The organism is uncultured Pseudoflavonifractor sp., from assembly GCF_944387805.1.
Taxonomy (GTDB): domain Bacteria; phylum Bacillota; class Clostridia; order Oscillospirales; family Oscillospiraceae; genus Pseudoflavonifractor.
Genome location: NZ_CALXGI010000055.1, coordinates 1 through 18,598, shown reverse-complemented (window position 1 = coordinate 18,598; position 18,598 = coordinate 1). Strand labels below are relative to the sequence as shown.

The 18,598-nt window shown below is 58.9% G+C and carries 18 protein-coding genes and 2 tRNA genes; 9 read left to right on the top strand and 11 right to left on the bottom strand.

Going from position 1 to position 18,598, the window contains the following annotated elements; genetic code table 11:
* Positions 1 to 129: 129 nt before the first annotated feature.
* A complete protein-coding gene (locus tag Q0K06_RS11270) occupies positions 130 to 300 on the bottom strand; it encodes a 4Fe-4S binding protein (RefSeq protein WP_294552452.1) in 171 nt (56 codons plus the stop codon).
* Positions 301 to 442: 142 nt separating this feature from the next.
* On the opposite strand from Q0K06_RS11270, the gene Q0K06_RS11265 reads away from it, so the two are divergent.
* The 4 genes from Q0K06_RS11265 (at position 443) to Q0K06_RS11250 (ending at position 4,296) form a co-directional block, all read left to right on the top strand.
* Positions 443 to 625 carry a hypothetical protein gene (locus tag Q0K06_RS11265; RefSeq protein WP_294552450.1) on the top strand — a complete coding sequence of 61 codons (183 nt, stop codon included), beginning with the start codon at positions 443 to 445 and terminating at the stop codon, positions 623 to 625.
* 4 nt (positions 626 to 629) lie between these two features.
* Positions 630 to 3,143, top strand: a complete 2,514-nt coding sequence (locus Q0K06_RS11260) for an ATP-dependent Clp protease ATP-binding subunit (RefSeq protein ID WP_294552446.1) — start codon at positions 630 to 632, stop codon at positions 3,141 to 3,143.
* Position 3,144: 1 nt separating this feature from the next.
* Positions 3,145 to 3,657, top strand: coding sequence for a DUF4358 domain-containing protein (locus tag Q0K06_RS11255; protein WP_294552443.1), 513 nt, complete (start codon positions 3,145 to 3,147; stop codon positions 3,655 to 3,657).
* Positions 3,658 to 3,858: 201 nt separating this feature from the next.
* A complete protein-coding gene (locus Q0K06_RS11250; protein WP_294552440.1) occupies positions 3,859 to 4,296 on the top strand; it encodes a MarR family transcriptional regulator in 438 nt (145 codons plus the stop codon).
* Positions 4,297 to 4,372: 76 nt separating this feature from the next.
* On the opposite strand, the gene Q0K06_RS11245 is transcribed toward Q0K06_RS11250, so the two are convergent.
* Genes Q0K06_RS11245 through Q0K06_RS11235 form a run of 3 tightly spaced genes read right to left on the bottom strand, consistent with a single transcriptional unit; the run spans position 4,373 to position 6,269 of the window.
* Positions 4,373 to 5,203, bottom strand: coding sequence for a Cof-type HAD-IIB family hydrolase (locus tag Q0K06_RS11245; RefSeq protein ID WP_294552437.1), 831 nt, complete (start codon positions 5,201 to 5,203; stop codon positions 4,373 to 4,375).
* Complete coding sequence (locus Q0K06_RS11240; RefSeq protein ID WP_294552435.1) at positions 5,200 to 5,673, bottom strand: hypothetical protein; 474 nt, start codon at positions 5,671 to 5,673, stop codon at positions 5,200 to 5,202. Before Q0K06_RS11240 ends, Q0K06_RS11245 begins: the two co-directional genes overlap by 4 nt.
* Positions 5,670 to 6,269 (bottom strand): GTP-binding protein, encoded by a 600-nt coding sequence (locus tag Q0K06_RS11235; RefSeq protein ID WP_294552432.1) that lies wholly within the window; start codon positions 6,267 to 6,269, stop codon positions 5,670 to 5,672. Before Q0K06_RS11235 ends, Q0K06_RS11240 begins: the two co-directional genes overlap by 4 nt.
* Before the next feature lie 230 nt (positions 6,270 to 6,499).
* Between Q0K06_RS11235 and malQ the strand changes: the two genes are divergently transcribed.
* A complete protein-coding gene (gene malQ / locus Q0K06_RS11230) occupies positions 6,500 to 7,945 on the top strand; it encodes a 4-alpha-glucanotransferase (RefSeq protein ID WP_294552428.1) in 1,446 nt (481 codons plus the stop codon).
* A gap of 75 nt (positions 7,946 to 8,020) precedes the next feature.
* On the opposite strand, the gene Q0K06_RS11225 is transcribed toward malQ, so the two are convergent.
* Together Q0K06_RS11225 and Q0K06_RS11220 are read right to left on the bottom strand one after the other, a co-directional pair.
* The gene (locus Q0K06_RS11225) at positions 8,021 to 8,692 is read right to left on the bottom strand and encodes a TIGR03936 family radical SAM-associated protein (RefSeq protein ID WP_294552425.1); all 672 of its coding nucleotides are present in this window, start codon (positions 8,690 to 8,692) and stop codon (positions 8,021 to 8,023) included.
* The gene (locus Q0K06_RS11220; RefSeq protein ID WP_294552422.1) at positions 8,682 to 10,520 is read right to left on the bottom strand and encodes a TIGR03960 family B12-binding radical SAM protein; all 1,839 of its coding nucleotides are present in this window, start codon (positions 10,518 to 10,520) and stop codon (positions 8,682 to 8,684) included. Before Q0K06_RS11220 ends, Q0K06_RS11225 begins: the two co-directional genes overlap by 11 nt.
* Positions 10,521 to 10,778: 258 nt before the next feature.
* Here Q0K06_RS11220 and Q0K06_RS11215 point away from each other — a divergent pair.
* From Q0K06_RS11215 to Q0K06_RS11205, 3 genes are all read left to right on the top strand, one after another.
* A tRNA-Ser gene (locus Q0K06_RS11215) sits at positions 10,779 to 10,865 on the top strand.
* A gap of 61 nt (positions 10,866 to 10,926) precedes the next feature.
* Positions 10,927 to 11,017, top strand: a tRNA-Ser gene (locus Q0K06_RS11210).
* A gap of 302 nt (positions 11,018 to 11,319) precedes the next feature.
* Positions 11,320 to 11,838, top strand: coding sequence for a hypothetical protein (locus tag Q0K06_RS11205; RefSeq protein WP_294552419.1), 519 nt, complete (start codon positions 11,320 to 11,322; stop codon positions 11,836 to 11,838).
* Positions 11,839 to 12,002: 164 nt separating this feature from the next.
* On the opposite strand, the gene Q0K06_RS11200 is transcribed toward Q0K06_RS11205, so the two are convergent.
* The 5 genes from Q0K06_RS11200 to Q0K06_RS11180 all read right to left on the bottom strand — a co-directional run bounded on the left by Q0K06_RS11200 (position 12,003) and on the right by Q0K06_RS11180 (position 17,683).
* Positions 12,003 to 13,913 carry a diguanylate cyclase gene (locus tag Q0K06_RS11200; RefSeq protein WP_294552415.1) on the bottom strand — a complete coding sequence of 637 codons (1,911 nt, stop codon included), beginning with the start codon at positions 13,911 to 13,913 and terminating at the stop codon, positions 12,003 to 12,005.
* Positions 13,914 to 14,224: 311 nt separating this feature from the next.
* On the bottom strand, positions 14,225 to 14,947 hold the full coding sequence (locus Q0K06_RS11195) for a transcriptional regulator (protein WP_294552412.1): 723 nt from the start codon (positions 14,945 to 14,947) through the stop codon (positions 14,225 to 14,227).
* Positions 14,948 to 14,949: 2 nt separating this feature from the next.
* Positions 14,950 to 16,254, bottom strand: a complete 1,305-nt coding sequence (locus Q0K06_RS11190; RefSeq protein ID WP_294552409.1) for a DUF1538 domain-containing protein — start codon at positions 16,252 to 16,254, stop codon at positions 14,950 to 14,952.
* Between the two features lie 15 nt (positions 16,255 to 16,269).
* Entirely contained in the window at positions 16,270 to 17,127 is an 858-nt protein-coding gene (locus tag Q0K06_RS11185; protein WP_294552406.1) for a glycosyltransferase family 8 protein, read from the bottom strand.
* 16 nt (positions 17,128 to 17,143) lie between these two features.
* The gene (locus Q0K06_RS11180; protein ID WP_294552403.1) at positions 17,144 to 17,683 is read right to left on the bottom strand and encodes a DUF308 domain-containing protein; all 540 of its coding nucleotides are present in this window, start codon (positions 17,681 to 17,683) and stop codon (positions 17,144 to 17,146) included.
* Positions 17,684 to 17,791: 108 nt separating this feature from the next.
* On the opposite strand from Q0K06_RS11180, the gene Q0K06_RS11175 reads away from it, so the two are divergent.
* Entirely contained in the window at positions 17,792 to 18,337 is a 546-nt protein-coding gene (locus tag Q0K06_RS11175) for a TetR/AcrR family transcriptional regulator (protein WP_294552400.1), read from the top strand.
* The last annotated feature ends 261 nt before the right edge of the window (positions 18,338 to 18,598 follow it).

The window sequence follows — 18,598 nt, the reverse complement described above, 5'->3', positions numbered from 1 at the left end:
ATCTATCGGGGAGTCCTTTTTTTGTCCATAGCTATAAGCTCTTTATCCACTGGCAGAGCCAGTGGTTCTTTAAGCAAGAGAAAAACAGCGGCGCCGGGTCACGGCGCCGCTGTTTTTCATCAGAGTACATCAGCCCTGGGAGATAGCACCCACGGGGCAGGTCTCAGCGCAGGTACCGCAGTCGATGCAGGTATCAGCGTCGATGACATAGTGCTCTTCACCCTGGGAGATAGCGGACACGGGGCAGCCGCCCTCACAGGAACCGCAGCTCACGCAGTCATTACCGATAACATAGGCCATTGGAAACACCTCCAATTCAAGTGTGATTTCATTGTACCACAAGTTTTTCAAATTGCAATGCTAAATTGTGCGGAAGTCGGGTATATTTCCCTGTGGGCGGAAAAAATATAGGGAGCCGCACAGCGGCAGGGAGTGTATTGATATGGAAAAAATACCCACTTCTCTCTTTCATATGGAGGCGGCGGGCAGTTTGGCCCCCGACCTGGAGGGCGCGCCCGTCAGCGCCCGGCATCAAAATCGCGCCAACGCAAAGGAGCATACGCACTGTGAAAAGAAACAGGCAGACAAGGCGTCCCAGTCCACCACCGGCGGCGGAAGGGCGTGAGGCCGTGAGCGGGACTAAATTCACCCAGCGGGCCCAGACGGCCCTGATGCTGGCCCAGACCTGCGCCTCTGAACTGGGCCACGGTTATGTGGGCAGTGAGCATCTGCTGCTGGGCCTGGCCCGGGAGGAGCAGGGCATGGCCGCCCGGGTACTGCGCACCGCCGGCCTCTCCCCTGAGACCATCCGCGCCGCCATCGCCGGCATGGTGGGCGTGGGCGCGCCTGGAGGCCAGCCCTCCCAGGGGCTCACCCCCAGATGCAAAAAGATTATTGAGCTGGCTCTGGCCCAGTCCGCCCGGCTTGGCTGCTCCTACGTGGGCACCGAGCATCTGCTGCTGGGCATTCTTCAGGAGGGAGACGGCGTAGCCGCCCGGGTCATTGCCGACAGCGGCGTGGACGCCCGCAGGCTGTACGGCGACGTGATGGCCGCCCTGGGCGGCGATGGCAGTTCCTTTTACCGCAGTCCGGGCCGTCCCCGGCCGGAGCGGGACTTCGCCGAGGGAGGCCGGGACACCAAGCTGGTCGACCAGTTCTCCAAAGACCTGACCCGGCTGGCAGCAGGTCATCTGCTGGATCCGGTGGTGGGCCGGGACAAGGAAATCCGCCGGGTTATTCAAATCCTCTCCAGGCGCGCCAAAAACAATCCCGCCCTCATCGGAGAGCCCGGCGTGGGCAAGACGGCCATTGCGGAGGGCCTGGCCCTGCGCATCGCCGCCGGAGACGTCCCCGACGAGCTGCGCCGCAAGCGGCTGCTGTCCCTGGACCTGTCCTCCATGGTGGCGGGAACCAAGTACCGGGGCGAGTTTGAAGAGCGGGTGAAGAACATCCTGGCCGAAGTACGGCGGGCGGGCAACATCATCCTTTTCATTGACGAACTCCATACCATTGTGGGCGCCGGTTCGGCGGAGGGGGCCATCGACGCGGCCAATATCATCAAGCCCGCCCTGGGCCGGGGTGATCTCCAGGTCATCGGGGCCACCACCGTGGAGGAGTACCGGAAATATATCGAAAAGGACTCGGCCCTGGAACGCCGGTTCCAGCCGGTGATCGTGGCCGAACCAGACCACCAGACCGCCGCCGCCATTCTGCGGGGCGTCCGGGATCGGTATGAGGCCCACCACAAACTGACCATCAGCGACGGAGCCATCGAGGCGGCGGTGGCCCTGTCTGCCCGGTATATCGGCGGCCGCCGCCTGCCAGACAAGGCCATCGACCTCATCGACGAGGCCGCTTCCCGGGTGCGCATGGAGCGGCTGGCCACGCCTCCCGCACTGAAGCAGCTGGAGGAGCGGGCGGAGCGGGCCTGCCAGGAGAAAGAAGAGGCAATCCGGGGCCAGGATTTTGAGAAGGCCGCCATGCTCCGGGACGCGGAGGCCGACTTTCGAAAGGAGCTGGAGCTGAAAAAAGCCGCCCTCCGGGCCGGACAGCAGACCAGCGTCGTGTCCTCCGAGGACGTGGCGGCGGTGGTGGCCGAGTGGACGGGGGTGCCTGTCACAACTCTGACCCAGGAGGAGTCCCAGCGGCTCATGGGCCTGGAGGAGGAACTCCACCGGCAGGTGGTGGGTCAGGACGAGGCTGTGAAGGCAGTGGCCCGGGCGGTACGCCGGGGCCGGGTGGGCCTGAAGGATCCGGGCCGTCCCACCGGCGTGTTTCTCTTCCTGGGGCCCACCGGAGTGGGCAAGACCGAACTGTGCAAGGCGCTGGCCGCCGCTCTTTTCGGCAGCGCCGACGCCCTGCTCCGGTTCGACATGTCCGAGTATATGGAACGGCACACCGTGTCCCGGCTGGTGGGCGCACCGCCGGGCTACGTGGGCCACGAGGAAGGGGGACAGCTCACCGAGAAGGTCCGCCGCCGCCCCTACTCCCTGGTGCTCTTCGACGAAATAGAGAAGGCCCACCAGGACATCTGGGGTATTCTGCTCCAGATTATGGAGGACGGTGTGCTCACTGACGCCCAGGGCCGCAAAACCGACTTTTGCAACACGGTGGTGGTCATGACCAGCAACGTGGGCGCAGCCCGGATTACGGGAAAGGGCGGCCGTCTGGGCTTTTGCCCCGCCGCCGGAGAAACCCGCACGCCTGAGGATCTGCGGAGCGCTGTACTGGAGGACCTGAAAAGAGTATTCCGGCCGGAATTTCTTAACCGGGTGGACGAAACCATTGTCTTCCGCCAGCTGAGCCGGGAGGAGATCCGCACTATCGCCGGGCGGATGCTCCACGACGTGGCCGGGCGGATGGAACACCTGGGGGTCTCCCTCCGGGTCACCGACCGGGCCCTGGACCTGCTCTCCCGGCAGGGCTTTGAGCCTGACTACGGCGCCCGGCCTCTCCGGCGCACCATCCGCGCCCAGGTGGAGGATCCGGCCGCCGAGCTGCTCCTCTCCGGGGCTCTGAGTCGGGGCGGCCGGGCGGTAGTGGACGCAGCCGGCGGCGCCCTCACCGTCTCGCCGGAGCAGGCTGTCTCCGCCGTGCCGGACCATCCGCTGGAGACGCAGACACAACAAGACAGGAGTTTTTGATATGAAACGTTTCTTTTCTCTTACCCTTCTCCCCATTCTGCTGCTCACCGGCTGCTCACCGCAGCCGGAGTCCCAGCTCACCGCTCAGAAGCGGACCGAGCTCTACCAGTCCGCCATCCAGAACGCCCGGGACCAGGAGGAAAACGACGCCTTTCCCATTGTCACCTCCGACGCCGATGACATGGCGCCCCTCCTGCTGGAGCTGATGGGCCTCTCCGCCGGAGATATGAGCGCCTTCGCCATCTCCGCCTCCGCCATGAATGTGCGGGCCTACGGCGTGGCTGCCGTCTATCCCGCTGAGGGCAAGGATGGTGCGGTGAAAGAGGCTCTGCTTGGCTTTGTAGAGCGGCAGAAGCAGAATTTTGAGCAGTACCTGGCAGACCAGTATGACATCGCCAACAACGCCCGGCTGGAGACCTTGGAGGACGGCACCATCCTGCTGGTCATGTGCGACGGCCAGGACGAGGTGTTCACCGCCATCCGCTCTGTCATAGAAGCGGGCCAAAAGGGCTGATTTCACTTTTTTCTCCCCGTATCGAAACATTCTGCGGGGAGAATATACATAACAGAACCCCCGGGCTCAGAGAGGATTTGTGGGAAAAACAAATTGACATTTCTTTCACATCTGCTAAAATTGTATTGCTAACAGTTGGCACGAAAACCATCTGTGAGGCTCTGCTGCGGGGCCTCTCTTATTTGCAAAGGACTGCTTTTTATGGATGTCCCTTTCAGTATCGCGCTGCTGAAAACCTATCACGCTCAGAACAACGTCTTTCGCCCCATGATCGCCGAGCTGGGTCTTTCGGTGGGTCAGCCCAAAATTCTCGCCTTTCTCACCCGTCACGACGGCTGTATGCAGAAGGATCTGGCCGCCATGTGCGACATTGAACCCGCCACCATCTCCCGCCTGCTGGATAAGATGGCGTCCGACGGCCTTATCTCCCGAAAAGCGGTGGCAGGAAACAAGCGGGCCACCGCCATCTCCCTGACCCCCAGCGGGTATGCCTGTCACGAGGCATCCATGGAGCTGCGCCGCCAGTTGGAGGAGATTGAGCTGGCCGGTTTCTCTGAAGAAGAAAAGGCCCAATTTTACCAGTTTCTGGTCCGTCTCTATCAAAATCTGACTGGCTCGTCCAGCGTGGAGGAGCCTTAAATTTTACCTCATCTCCAGAGACAACATACGGCACCCTGTGCATCTCCTGCTCAGGGTGCCGTATTGCATCTTCCGATTACCTGTCTCCAATCTGGTCCATCAGCTCCTCCACGGCCTGGCCCACACCGCCGTCGTTATTGGATCCGGTCACGCGGTCCGCCGCCTGACGGGCCATGGTCGAAGCCCTGGCCATGGCTACGGCACAGCCCGCCCACTCAAACATATCCACATCGTTGTCGCTGTCCCCCAGGGCCAGCACCTCTCCGGCATCTATCCCCAGGTGCCTGCACAGAAACCGGAGGGCGTTTCCCTTGGTAGCGCCGATATGGCTGATCTCAATGTTCCCATCCCCAGGATAGGCCAGTACGCACAGGTCACCCAGGGCCTCCACCCGGGTGCGGATCAGCTCCATGGTCTCGTCGTCCGGGATGAAGTCCACGTCCAGCTTCTCCGTCATCCGCTCCCCGATGGCAGTCTCCAGATCCTCCACCGCGTCGTCGTACCTGGCCCGCAGGAAGTCAAAATCCGAGACAGGCGGGTGGGCCGTGAGGATGGCCTGCTCTGCGTAGATACGGTTGTCACAGTAGACCTCAATGAGGGGCTTGAAGGGCCGCAGCACCTCCAGAATGGCCCGGCGCTTGTCCGGGTCAATCCCCTTCTCATCCAATATTTTCCGGGTGGCGTAGTCAGTCACTGTGCCCCCGAGAGATGAGATAATATAGTTCACGCAGCCCAGCTGCTCCGCCGCGTCCTCCATCATCACCAGCGAGCGGCCGCTGGCCAGTACAATTTTGGCCCCCTTCTCCGCCGCCCGCCTCAGGGCACGGATGTTCCGCTCATGCACTGTGGCGCCATCTGAGGAGAGCAGCGTTCCGTCCAAATCCACCGCAATCAGCCGGATGCTCATACCGTTTCCGCCCCCTCTTCCCCGCCGAACAGGCGGTCCAAATCCTCACGGGTGACAGCGTCCGTGTTCAGCAGGGAGAGTACGTTCACCGTCACATCATACCGTCTCACCAGGGTGTCCGGCTTCCAGCCCATACCCTGTGCTCTGTCCACTGTCCCCAGCCGGGTGACCGACAGGGCCATAGACCCGCTGCCGCACTGAATCAGCGCCTTCACATGGCCCGCCACCGCGCCGTCCACCGCAAGCGGCTTCGCCAGCGCCGTCAGCTTCACCGCCACGCTCTGGGTTATGGCTCCGGCAGCGGCGGCCTCCGGGAGATGGACCGTCCATTTCCCGCTGAGTACCAGCGCGTTGTCTACCAGGCCGTGAGCTGGGTCATCGGCGTGGCCGTGGTGGTGATGGTGGTCATGGTCATGGCACCCGCAGATGCAGCCGGGACCGTGGTTCTCCTCATGGATATGGCCGCTCACTGTGCCTCACCTATCCCTTCCAGAATGGTCTGCCAGAGGATCGTGTCCTCCGTTTTTTCGGCGCTGACCGTCCGTATCCGGGCGCCGGGCGCCCAGCCGGCAATCACTTCCAGCTGCTCCCGGGTGGGCTGGACCACGTCCGCCTTGTTGACCAGCACCAGCTCCGCACCTCTGAGCTGCCGCTCCAGCACCGGGGCCATAACCCCGCTGAGCATGCTGAACCGGGATGCGTCCACCACGGATACCGGGTGGACCGGGATATTCGGGCGGCCGTACCGGCTCAGTACGGAGAGCACGTCGGTCATCAGGGCCAGACCGGTCATCTCCACCACCAGCCAGTCCGGGTTCACTTCATCTGCGATCTGGCCCACAGCCCGGACCAGGTCGCCGGAAATCTCGCAGCAGACGCAGCCGCCGAACAGGGGCGTCACTCTGATTCCCGCCTCCCGCACAAGGGCGTCGTCCACGCCGATCTGACCGATTTCGTTTTCGATGACCGCCGAGGTTCCCCCCGCCCGGGAGATCGCCCGGATAACCCGGTTAAGCACAGCTGTCTTGCCGGAGCCCAGAAACCCGCCCAGCAGAAGCATTTTCATTCTCTGTCCCCACCTTTCGGCTGTATATTTGTTTTGATTGTACCCCACCGTCCCTGCTGCCGCAAGGTATTTTTGTATGTTCTTCTCCCTTTCCGTCCTCTTTTCCGGCTGCCGCCCGGTTTGAAGGGTTGCCACATTTCTTCTTCCAGATTATAATAGAATGCGTATGCGACAATTCTCGGGCGGCAGGCTTCTCAGGCACCCCCGCCGCCGGAAAGGATGAAATGCAGATGGAAGGACGTTCCAGCGGAATCCTCCTCCCTGTCTTTTCTCTGCCGGGCCCTTACGGCATCGGCACCATGGGCAAGGAGGCCCGCAGCTTTATCGACTTTCTGGCCTCGGCCAACCAGCACTACTGGCAGATTCTCCCCCTGGTGCCCCCAGGCGGGGGCGACTCCCCCTATATGTCCCCCTCCTCCTTTGCGGGCAATCCCTTTTTCCTGGACCTGGGCGAACTGGCTGAGGAGGGCCTTCTCACCCACGACGAGCTGACCGCCGCTCAGCTGGACAGCCCGGACCGGGTGGACTATGACTTCCTCCGCCGCACCCGTCTCCCTCTTCTGCGCAAGGCGTGGGAGAGGGGTAAGGAGCTGTGGGCCCCCCGCATCAAGGCCTTCCGCTCCTTCGCCCACTGGGCTGAGGACTACGCCCGCTTCGCCGCCCTGCATGAGGAGCTGGATCTGCCCCTTTCCAAATGGCCCTCCCCCACGCCTGAGCCGGAGGAGGATGACGTCAGCTTCCATCTCTTCCTCCAGGCCGTCTTTTTCCGCCAGTGGCACGCCCTCAAGCAATATGCCAATGAGAAAAACGTGTCCATCATCGGCGACCTGCCCATCTATGTCTCCGAGGACAGCGCCGAGTTCTGGGCCCACCCCGAACTGTTCCAGATTGACGAGGAGGGCCGCCCCGCCGCTGTGGCCGGCGTGCCCCCCGACGCCTTCTCCGCCACCGGCCAGCACTGGGGCAACCCCCTCTACGACTGGAAGGGACACCGGAAGGAGGTCTTTGACTGGTGGGTGGAGCGGATGGCCTGGGCCGCCGAGCTGTACGACGTGGTGCGCATTGACCATTTCCGGGCCTTTTATAACTACTGGTCCATTCCCGCCGGGGACAAGGTGGCCACCTACGGCCACTGGGAGCCCGGCCCGGGCATGGAGCTCATCCATCGGCTCCAGGACGAGGTGCCCAGCCTGAACATCATCGCAGAGGACCTGGGCGCCCTGGAGGAGGATGTGCTGGAGTTCATCGCCAAAAGCGGCCTGCCCGGCATGAAGGTGCTGGTCTATGCCTTTGATCCCAACGGCGAGAGCGCCTACCTGCCTCATAACTGTCAGCCCGACTCGGTGGTATACACCGGCACTCACGACACTCCTACCTTTGTCCAGTGGCTCTTCCAGGAGGCCTCCCCCGGCGAGCGGGACTACGCCATGCGCTATCTCCGGCTCCGGGAGGACGAGGGTTATGGCTGGGGCGCCGTATGCGGCGCGTGGAGCACCATGAGCCGTCTCGCCATGGCTCCCATGCAGGACCTGCTGGGTCTGGGCGCCGACGCCCGCATCAATACCCCCGGTACCGCCGGCCCCCACAACTGGGCCTGGCGGGTCCGTTCCGCCGCCCTCAACCCCGACGTGGCCCGCAGGCTGGGCGACATCACCAGAACCTACCGGAGAGGGTAAAAGTATTTCTCAAAAATGCAGGCACCAAAAAAGAGGTCTCCGCTGTATGCGGAGACCTCTCCTTTTATATCATGGTTATTCCCAGGGCTGGAACTGGGCGTCCAGCACATCCTTCCGGTGGAAGGCCACATAGTCCGGGGACGCCTCGGGACAGTGCTCCCGGATGGCCGACACAATCAGCTCCGGGTTCAATCCCGGGTTTTGGGCCCGGATAATCAGGTCCAGGGCGATGGTGTCCCGCCGTCCCTCCACGGTGAACTTGGCGATGAGAGGAATCAGATCCACCTCCACCTGGCCGCTCTTTGCCTTCTTGGACTTCTTGAGCACCACCAGGCTCTCCCGGCTCAGCAGGTCCCGGATGGCGGTCTCCGCCCCAAAGGGCGCGCCGTTCTCATACTCCAGGGTGACGATATAGTTGACATAGGTCAGGGCCTTCACAGGCTTGACTGCCTCGTAGCACTTCTGCACTGTAATCCCCTCGGGCAGCACCGCGTTCATCCGCCCGGGCACTTCGCTCAGCTCCGCACCGCGCCGCAGCTCGAACTCCAGCACCTCGCACTGGCTGGAAAAGCCCACGGACAGGGGCAGCGGAATGGACACAAAGGCGTGGGGATTGAAGCCCTCGGTATGGGTGATCTCAATTCCCGCCCGGAGAAAAGCCCGCTGGAAGGTACGCATCAGATCCAGATGTGAGATGTACTTGGCCCGCCCCGCCTTGGTAAAGCGCAGCCGGTTGCTATTCCGCATCGCATTCACCTCCCGGATAGAGCTTGTCCGCCCCGCAGCCGGTGCACTGCTTCCGGCAGTCGGGGGTAATCTTGTTCTGGTAGCACTGCTCCCGCTCCCGCCACAGGAAGGCCTTGCGCACGCCGGTAGAGATCATGTCCCAGGGCAGAATCTCGTCCTTGTCCCGCCGGCGGGCGGCGTAAAAATCCATGGACAGGCCGCAGGAGGCAAAGGCATCCTGCCAGCGCTGGAAGTCAAAATACTCGCTCCAGGAGTCGAACTTGGCCCCGTTCCGCCAGGCCTCCTCGATGACGTCGGCAACACGGCGGTCGCCCCGGGCGAACACCGCCTCCAGCACGCTGGTGTCCGGGTCGTGCCAGTTGTAGCTGATGGACCGGCCCCGCATGTTGTCCCGCAGCAGCTTCACCCGCCGCTGATACTCCTCCATGGAGATCTGCCCCTCCCACTGGAAGGCAGTGTGGGGCTTGGGCACAAAGAAAGAGGTGGAGACCGTAATCCGCACGCCGCGGCGGGGCTCCGGCGTGGTCTCACGCCAGGCCTGGTACACCTTCTCCGCCAGGTCGGCAATGCCCAGCACGTCCTCGTCGGTCTCGGTGGGCAGGCCCAGCATGAAGTACAGCTTCACCGACGACCAGCCGCCCGAGAATGCGGTGCGGCAGGACTGGAGAATCTCTTCCTCGGTGACGTTCTTGTTGATGGCGTCCCTCAGACGCTGGGTACCCGCCTCGGGCGCAAAGGTCAGGCCGGACTTCTTGCCGTGCTGAAGGCGGTGCATCAGGTTCATGGAGAAGTTGTCCGCCCGCAGGGAGGGCAGCGCCAGGCTCACCTTCTCCGGCTCGCACCACTCCAGCAGCCCGTCGCACAGCTTGAGCAGGTGGCGGTAGTCGCTGGTGGACAGGGACGACAGGGTCATCTCCTGGTAGCCCGAGTCCTTGCAGGCCTCAATGCCGTACTTCACCAGCAGCTCCGGGTCGCGGGACCGGACGGGCCGGTAGGCGTACCCCGCCTGACAGAACCGGCAGCCGCGGATACAGCCGCGGAACACCTCCAGAGTCACCTTGTCCTGGGTGATCTCAGTGGAGGGCACGATGGTCTTGACCGGGAAATAGGACTTGTTGAAGTCCTGGACAATCCGCTTGGTCACCACCTCGGGCGCGCCGTCCCGGGGCGTGATGGCCGCCACAGTGCCGTCCTCATGGTAAGAGATATCATAGAGGGAGGGCACGTACAGACCGGGAATCTGGGCCGCGGCCTGGAGGAACTCCTCCTTCTCCCAGCCCTCGCCCTTGGCCTTGCGGTACAGCTCCAGCAGCTCCACCGACACGTCCTCGCCCTCACCCAGGGAGAAGATGTCCACAAAGGGGGCCAGAGGCTCCGGGTTGAAGGCGCAGGTGCCGCCCGCTACGATAATAGGAGACAGCTCATGCCGCTCCTCCGCCCGCACGGGCAGACCGGCCAGGTCCAGCATATTAAGCACGTTGGTGTAGGCCATCTCGTAGCCCAGCGAGAAGCCGATGAGGTCAAAATCCGCGATGGAGTCGCCGCTCTCCAGGCCGTAGAGAGGCAGGCCCTCGGCGCGCATCTCCTCCTCCATGTCCCCCCAGGGGGCGAATACCCGCTCGCACCAGCACCAGGGCAGGTTGTTCATCACGCCGTAGAGAATGCGCACACCCAAATTGGACATGCCGATTTCATAGGTATCCGGGAAGCAGAGGGCATACCGCACCTCCACCTTTCGCCGGTCCTTGACCACTGCGTTATATTCTCCCCCCGTATACCGGGCGGGCTTCTGCACCCTGGGCAGGATGCGTTCCAGACTACGATTCATGCCAAACCCCCGTCAGTCCGTTCCATTTTTCGTTAACCGTTATATTTTACCCTTTATAGTTGCGCTTGGCAAGTCCATTTTCTGCTTTTTCAAACTTATTTCGCGCCCCACCGTCTTTTCTCCTCTATTCTGTCCCCTGAACGCACACTCCCATTCCCTTCCGCACAGGCTTTTTTCGAAAATTTTCATTTTCCCGTTGACAAGCCACCTGCAATATGATATTATTCTTTCCGTTGCATCTGACTTGAACCCGGGCGTGGAGAGATGTCCGAGTGGTTTAAGGAGCCGGTCTTGAAAACCGGTGACTCGCAAGAGCCGTGGGTTCGAATCCCACTCTCTCCGCCACTTTTCTTTCCGAGAGACGGCAGACGAGCCATCTGATGCAAATGCGCATCCCGGCCGATACGCAGAAGTACCCAAGTGGCCGAAGGGGCTCCCCTGCTAAGGGAGTAGGCGGGTAAAACCGTGCGAGGGTTCAAATCCCTCCTTCTGCGCCAAAAACCCGAAGTCTTTGATTTCAAGGACTTCGGGTTTTTTCTTTGCATACAAATCGTAGATATTTTGAAAATAGTGCATTTTATGTTATTCCCCATGCACTTTCAAACAATATGGATTTCGGTTTTTAGACCGGTCCCTTTCCACCATCATAATTGGCGCCACAATGTTAAGTAGACGTCTCACGCCAGAATCCGCCCCTTTCCGCTTATCATAAGCAAACTATTGCCAAATTCGCCCATTTTCGACCTTCCTCGCCGCCGGCTGTGTCTATACTGGAGGCATAGAAAAGGAGGGTCATTCCATGGGTTCTTTTAAAAAGCGCCTGCTTCCCCTGCTGCTCTCGCTGGCGCTGCTCTGCGCCTGCACCGCGGGCACGCCAGACAATTCCCTCAGCGCGTCCCCCAGCGAGCCGGCGCCCAGCCCGGTCCAGTCCTACGTCTCCCCCAGCCCGTCCCCCAGTGAGGCTGCCCCGTCTCAGGTCCAGCCCAGTACCTCGCCCGCCCCGGCTTCCGATGAGCCCACTTTATCTGAAGTCCAGCCCGACATTTTTCCCAGCCCTACCGCCGCAGCGCCGGAGCCCACCGTCAGTACGGCCGTCCCGTCCTCAACCCCCTCCCCCAGCGCGGCCCCGAGCCCGGCGGTCCCTTCCGCCCCGGCAGCGGAAGACCCGGTTGAGGTCATTGTCTATGTAACTAAAACCGGCGAGAAATACCACTCAGCCGGCTGCCAGTATCTTCGCAGGAGCCAAATTCCCATCTCCTTGGAGGACGCCAAGGCCAGCGGCTACACCCCCTGCTCCAAATGCCACCCGCCCAGGTAATACCCAGATCGCCCACCCATGCGGAATGCAGGCCGAACGGCAGGACAGCATAAAAAGCGAGACACGCAATGCGTGTCTCGCTTTTTATGCTGTCAAGGCTTTTGACTTCTCCAGAACAGCGGCGGCATACCAGCTCAGCGCCCAAACGGCCCCAGCTCTCCTCTTCAACGCGCGCGGCGGTCACGGCCCGGTGTCTGGTAGTAAGCCCGCTTTGCATCATACATGCGTTTTTCCGCGGTTTTGACCAGCAGGTCCAGGTGCTCTACCGGAGCAGGATGCCAGTCTACTCCTACCGAGACATAATAGCCCTCCGCCGCAAGCATGGCAGCCACAGCCTCACTGCTGCGGATCACTTCGTCCTTACCCACGTCCACGGTGAAAATAATAAACTCATCCCCGCCGACGCGGTACGCGTGCTGTCCTCCCAAACGGCTCTGAATCTCCCGCGCAACCGCCTTCAGCATGCGGTCCCCCGCCTCATGTCCCCGGCTGTTGTTCAGCTCATGAAGGCCGTTGACGTCAATAAAGATACAGCTCAGCCCGCTGCTGCACTCCTCTGCAATATGCGCCAGATCCTGCTCATAGCGGTTCCGGTTATACAGTCCAGTGAGTACGTCCACTGTGCCCTGACGCTGCATCGCCCGATATGTATGCATATTGACGCACAGACTGGCATAGCTGAAGCCCACGCTTCTGAGCATCGCCGCGCAGTCCGTCCGCCCGGACAGTCCGCCGGCTGCCAGAATGCCCCGCAGAACTCCGCCGCTGTCCTCCACAGGAATGGCCACCAAATCGTCCATTTCGTCAGGCGCCGCAGGCACAACCGCCCGCACTTCTGAAACGCTGTGGGCAATGACCTCCCGCTTCCCCCGGGCAAAATAGGCCGCCAGGGTGGGCGCGCTGTCCAGAAGGGCGCTGCCCAGGGCGGAGGCGCCGCCCTCTTCCCAGAGGTATCCCTGATTCTTCCCCTCCCTCTCCAGCATCGTGAAGGCCACGCGCCGGGCAGGCAGCATCCGCGCGATCACCTCCAGGGCGCGCGGCACATTCTCCTGGTGTTCATGGGCATTGAAGAGCAGGCTCTCCACATCATAAATATGATTGAGAATGTCCAGCTGCCTCTGCTTCTCTCCTGTCTCCCGCCGGACATAAAAAACCATCCAGCAGATGTAAAGCAAAAATGCAATACTCTCAGCTGCCAGCAGCACATTCAGCAGTCCGCGGATATTCTTGGCCTTGGCAAACACCAGCTCTTCCGGCACCGACAGGGCGACGCGCCACTGGTTGATGTCCAGCGGCCTGTAATAGAAGTAGAGATACTCGTTGATTGTCTTGGAGACAAACACCACGAAGTTGCTCTCTCCCTCCACCACGCCACGGTACAGCCGTTCCCTGTCATAGCCAGGCGCCATGGGACGGCTCCCCAATGCCCAGATGTTTCCCAGCTCCGTATCTGTGTGCCAAGTATCAATGAGAAAATCCCCTGTGGCGCCGTCCACCACATAGACCGCAGCCTGTCCGCCGTAGGGCGCATAGGGCAGCTCGTCTTTCAGGGTTCCCAGCTCAATAACACCGCAGAGCATGGCCACCGTCTCGCCGCCGCGCTGCACGGGCACCATATGCCGCACCACCAGCCCCTCCCCGGGGAGCCCCTGCTCCCGGTCTGAAATATGGGCACCCAGTTCTGCCTCCTCCTCAAAGGAGAGCTGGCCGGATACATCCAGGTGCTTCCCGTCCTCAGTGATTACCTGATCTCCAGGCATCAGCAGTTCCAGATGAGAAAAGAAATCTCCCGTGTCCTGGTACAGCCGCAGGAAGTCCTCCATCTCCTCCGGCCTGTCCGCCATAATTTCCGCAATTAAAGTAAGCTCCTCACGATCGTTATGCACCATCTGTTCAAAGGCGCTGGCCAGTTTCCCCGCCTCTTCTTCCAATCGGGAAAAGCTGTTCTCTTCTTCCTCCCGGTTGATATGTTCCGTCACCCAAAAGCTGGCGGCTGCAATCAGCATCACCAGAATCAGCGTCACAGCCAGAGGGCTTCGCCAAGTTTTAAATATGCCCCTCAAGCTCTTTTTCATATATAGTCACCTTCTGTTGTCACAGCATGATGTTCTATTATTTTATACACCTCATTCTCTCCCTGTCAAGTTGCCCGCCCCCCTCGAAACGGCGCTCTTCCGCTCCGGCGCCAGGCATTTTCCGCCTTTCAGACAGAAAAAGGCCCCAGAAGCACACACTTCTGGGGCCTTGGACCAGTTTTCCGGAAAAGGCAGGGAAATCATACCGGTTCTGGTTCGTGCCGCCGGACCGGTTGGCTGTCTTTCCCGGCGGCCGCACAGCCAGGATGCCTGCCTGCGGCGCACACGCCTGCAAAACACCGGCAGGAAACTCATTCTCCGAGTCCCAGCACTTCGTCAACCGGCAGAGAAACGACCAGTCCGTGCGCAGGCGTTTTCAGTCCGCAGGCTTCACCAATGGCGGACATGACAGCCCCTTTCTTCTCCCTTGCAACAATGATCAGTACAAATTCCTGACCGTCCTGTATCGATATTCCCATTTTTTGGCTCACACGTTCCGAATTTCTGCGCCGGCCATGAACGATGGTTCCTCCTCTGGCGCCGGCCGACTTTGCCGCGTCCACTACATCGTCGCTATATCCGCTTTCAACAGAAACCCAGATCATGCTGTATCTGCCGCTTGCCTGCATTTCGGCCATGTCACTTGCCACCCTTTCCTCAAGCTGCTCGGCTACCGCTTTCCTTGTTTCCTCGTTTAATACCTGAAATACGAAACTTTGCATTCCGGTAACCGAAATCGTAAGTGCTATGCCACCGCCCCGCTGACGCAGCGGCAGCTCCTGTTCCGCCCGCGAGAACAGCTCTTTGATATAAAACTTGGGTAAAATTCCAGCGGTTAGAATGCGGGTTGTGCCGGTCAGGCCAAACAGATCCAGTATCTCGGATGTCGCGGTCCCCTGTCCCCGGCATTGATAGAAAATGGGAATATCCAGCTCATCCAACATTTTTTCCAGTTTGCGCTCGTCCTCATCACGCATAATAAAGATAAACATGCGGGGGTATAATTGCCGATCTTCCGGCGTTGGCAACATCATTATCACTCCTCGAAATCAACAAACCCATCATCCGAAACTTCCTCAGTCACAGCGATACGCCTGGATTTGTGCGTATAAAGAAGGCCCATGATCTGAATGGCAATCAGCGGCGCAAGGGCAACCAGGGCGACAATCCCGAACGCATCGGTTACAACATTTCCTCCGGAAGCAGAGCAGGCCCCTATGGCCAGCGGCAGAAGAAATGTCGAAGTCATGGGGCCGCTGGCAACGCCGCCGGAGTCAAACGCAATTCCCACGAAAACAGGTGGGACAAGCCTGCTCAAAACCAGCGCAATGAGATAGCCCGGGAGCAGAAGCCATCGCAGCCGGCTGCCGCCTATGCTGCTTCCCAACAGGCTGCCAATGGGCGCAAAGCCCACATTGACGCCGGTCAAGAACAAAATCAACCCCAGAATGGTGTAAACAAGGCCAATCACCATGCGCAGAAGCTGTCGCTTGTGATAGTACCGGGTGAAAATCTGGAACACCAGAAGTACACACGCAACGGGCAGGATGCTGGTCAGCACCTCCGCTGCATATTCAGGAAGCGCGGAGAGGAATACCCTTATGACATCGTAAGTTGTGACAAGCGCCGGAATTTCTGCCACATTATACGCCGCGTCGGTGGGATGGTAAAAAATCCCCAGAAGCAGCACCATCATGATCGGCCCGATGCTGCACAGAGCGATGAGTCCAAAACTGTCGTCAGCTCCCTTCTTGTCGCTTCGGGCCGCTGAAAAGCCGGCGCCAAGCGCCATAATAAAGGGGACCGTCATAGGGCCGGTGGTAACTCCTCCGGCATCAAATGCTACCGCGGTAAATTCCTCCGGCGCGAGAAACGATAAGCCAAATAGCAGGATATAGAAAATCAGCAGAAAATTCGTCAGGCTGATTTGAAACCAGATCCGAAGCACCGCTACAACCAGGAAAATACCGACGCCAACCGCCACAACCCATATCAGCACTCGATTGGGAATTGAGGCAACTTGATTCGCCAGCACCTGGAGGTCCGGTTCCGCAATCGTGATAAAGGCCCCCATCAGAAAGCAGGCTACTATAATGAGAAGAAGGCGGCGGTTTTTCATCAGGCACCCGCCTACCCCCTTCCCCAGAGGAGTCATGGCAATCTCTGCGCCCAGCTGGAAAAAGCCCATGCCGACGATCAGTAAGATGGCGCCTGTCAGGAACAGGACCAGAGTGCCGACTTCCATCGGAACCAGCGTAATGCTCAACAGCAGGACAATCCCGGTAATTGGCAGTACGCTTGCCAAGGATTCCCTGATCTTTTCCTTTAACTTTTCGTTCATGGGTGGCTCGCCTCCTTACTCCACATTCAAACGCTTACATCTCATCCGGTCATTCCAGTCTTTGCGCGCCAATTGCGCATAGTGCTGGTACAAACCCCCAAACCTGTATATATAGTTTGGCTTCCAGGGTTTGGCCTTCCCGCAAAAATGCAGGATGGAGGTGTTGGCCATAACCCATTCCGTATTGCAGATTCCGGAACTGCGCAGTAAATAGTTGTTGTAGTTGCGCGCGTCATAGTTCCAGATTGCATCGTCCAGCGGCAGGATTTTATCGCCATATACGGCGTTGAGCAGATCCTGATCCGGAAGGACCAATTCTGCGGCGTGCTCTTCCACAAAGTCAAACAGGGTGTCCGGCAGGATCTGTTCTCTCCCAAGGGCAAGATCCATCAAAAGAACGCCAGAATTATAATAGTTATGATTGACCCCCAATCGAATTCGGTTTACATTGTTGGCCAGCTCCGTTTTCCCGGTGTGTGCCGCAGCGGCAAAGAGATTGCCCTCGAGCTCCGTCTCCCACAGCGGGCGCAGCGGATTGATCACCAGAATGTCAGGATCTAAATACAGCGTCCTGTCCGTCCCCGGCGGCAAGAGCTGGGACGCCAAAAGCCGGTAGTACATTTCCCGGGGATACCGCTTGCTGACCGGCGCATTTTGAAAGAGAGCCTCCCCTGCCTGAATCGCTGTGAACCCGTAAGAAACATCCGCGCACCATCGAGAGAGGCTGTCCAGCACGTACTCCGGCAGACCGCTGTGCAGCAAAAAGATTTGAAACCGTTCTCCCGGACAATTGAGCCGGATTGATGTGAGCAGGACCTGCAGCTGCGGCAGATAGTTCAGATCCAGGGAAACCAAGAGATTGATGGAATCCATATGTGTCATCCAGCCATCAGCGGCGCTCGAAATTTGTCAGCGCCACGACAATCCCGTCGATTCCCAGCAGAATCAGGTAGCAGCCGATCATATAGGGGATGGAAATTACAGCAAAAATAGGATTAAACGCCATAAAGATTCCCAGAATTAAGCCGATAATATTTACAATCATTGAAAAGTAATAGTATGCGTTTCCCGCAGTGATGCGAATGATGTACAGATGGGAGAGCTGGGAGACACAGTGAACAATGAACCAAATGGGGAACATCCACACCAGCACCCAAGTCCCAATGGCCGGTTGAAAGACCAGACAAATACCAGCTAAGATGCTGAGAATGCCTGTGAGCAAAGCCATGACAGGTCCAAAGCCGGTGCGGCGGTCCATTTGGACATAAAAGACGATGTCCAGAATGCCGGTAAAGACTGCCAGGCAGCCGTACAGGAAGCTGAGCCCTGTCAGCGAAGCGGACGGATTCATCAGCGTGTAAATCCCGCCTGCGAGGAGCAGAATGCCGACAATCAATTCCATCCAACCAATCCAATTTCTCTTTTTCATGTGCTTGTTCCTCCTGTTCTAAATTTTTTACTACATTTTTCAGTCTGTTTGTGATACACTTAAAAACAACGGTTTTTCCAACAGTTTTACCTGAAAAGGACGCATTTTATGAGTAAAGACACCAAAAGAAAAATCGCAGAACAGCTTTCAGAGCTCTTAAAAACCAAAAATATAGAGGACATCACTGTCAAGCAGCTGGTGGAGGCGTGCGGTATCAGCCGTCAGACCTTCTACTATTACTATGAGAATATTCTGAACGTTGTGGAGTATAGTGCCGAACTGGCTGTTGAGCAGGGTATTCAGGAGAGTTTAACCGCCGGCGACACAAGAACCGCAGTCCGCGCATTCTTGACCCACGTTGTGAAAAACAAGGCTGCAATCTGCCGGCTCATGGAAAGTTCTTACCGCGCGGAATGCGAACATATCTTTCGGCAGGGAATCCATACCTATTTAACAAAATTATTCGTGAAAAAGTTTCCCAACCCGCAGCTTCCTCCCAGCGACATCCATGCATTTTTAAGTTTCTATACTTATGGCTTAATCGGGCTCATACTTGAATGCAGCACAAACAGTGAGTTTGATATTGATTTGCTGGTTGATCAGATTTGCCGCCTGCTCACCGGGGAAATGAAATCCAAACTGGACCGCCCATAGTGCTCAAACGGCCGCCGCACCTTTTATCACTATAATTTATCATAACAGGAAACGAACCCGAGCGCTACTTACACTTTTTCCGCAAATGTTCGAACAAAACCATTTGAAGTGTAAGATTTTATAGATTTCAGGCGGTTTTATTATTGCGGCTCCCACATTTCAAAATCTGTCAGGTTTTTCTTCGCAAGTCACAACCTCCGGCTAAGCCGGAGGCTTGATTAAGCCCTATAAGGGCATAATACAGACAATACCCCTAAAGGG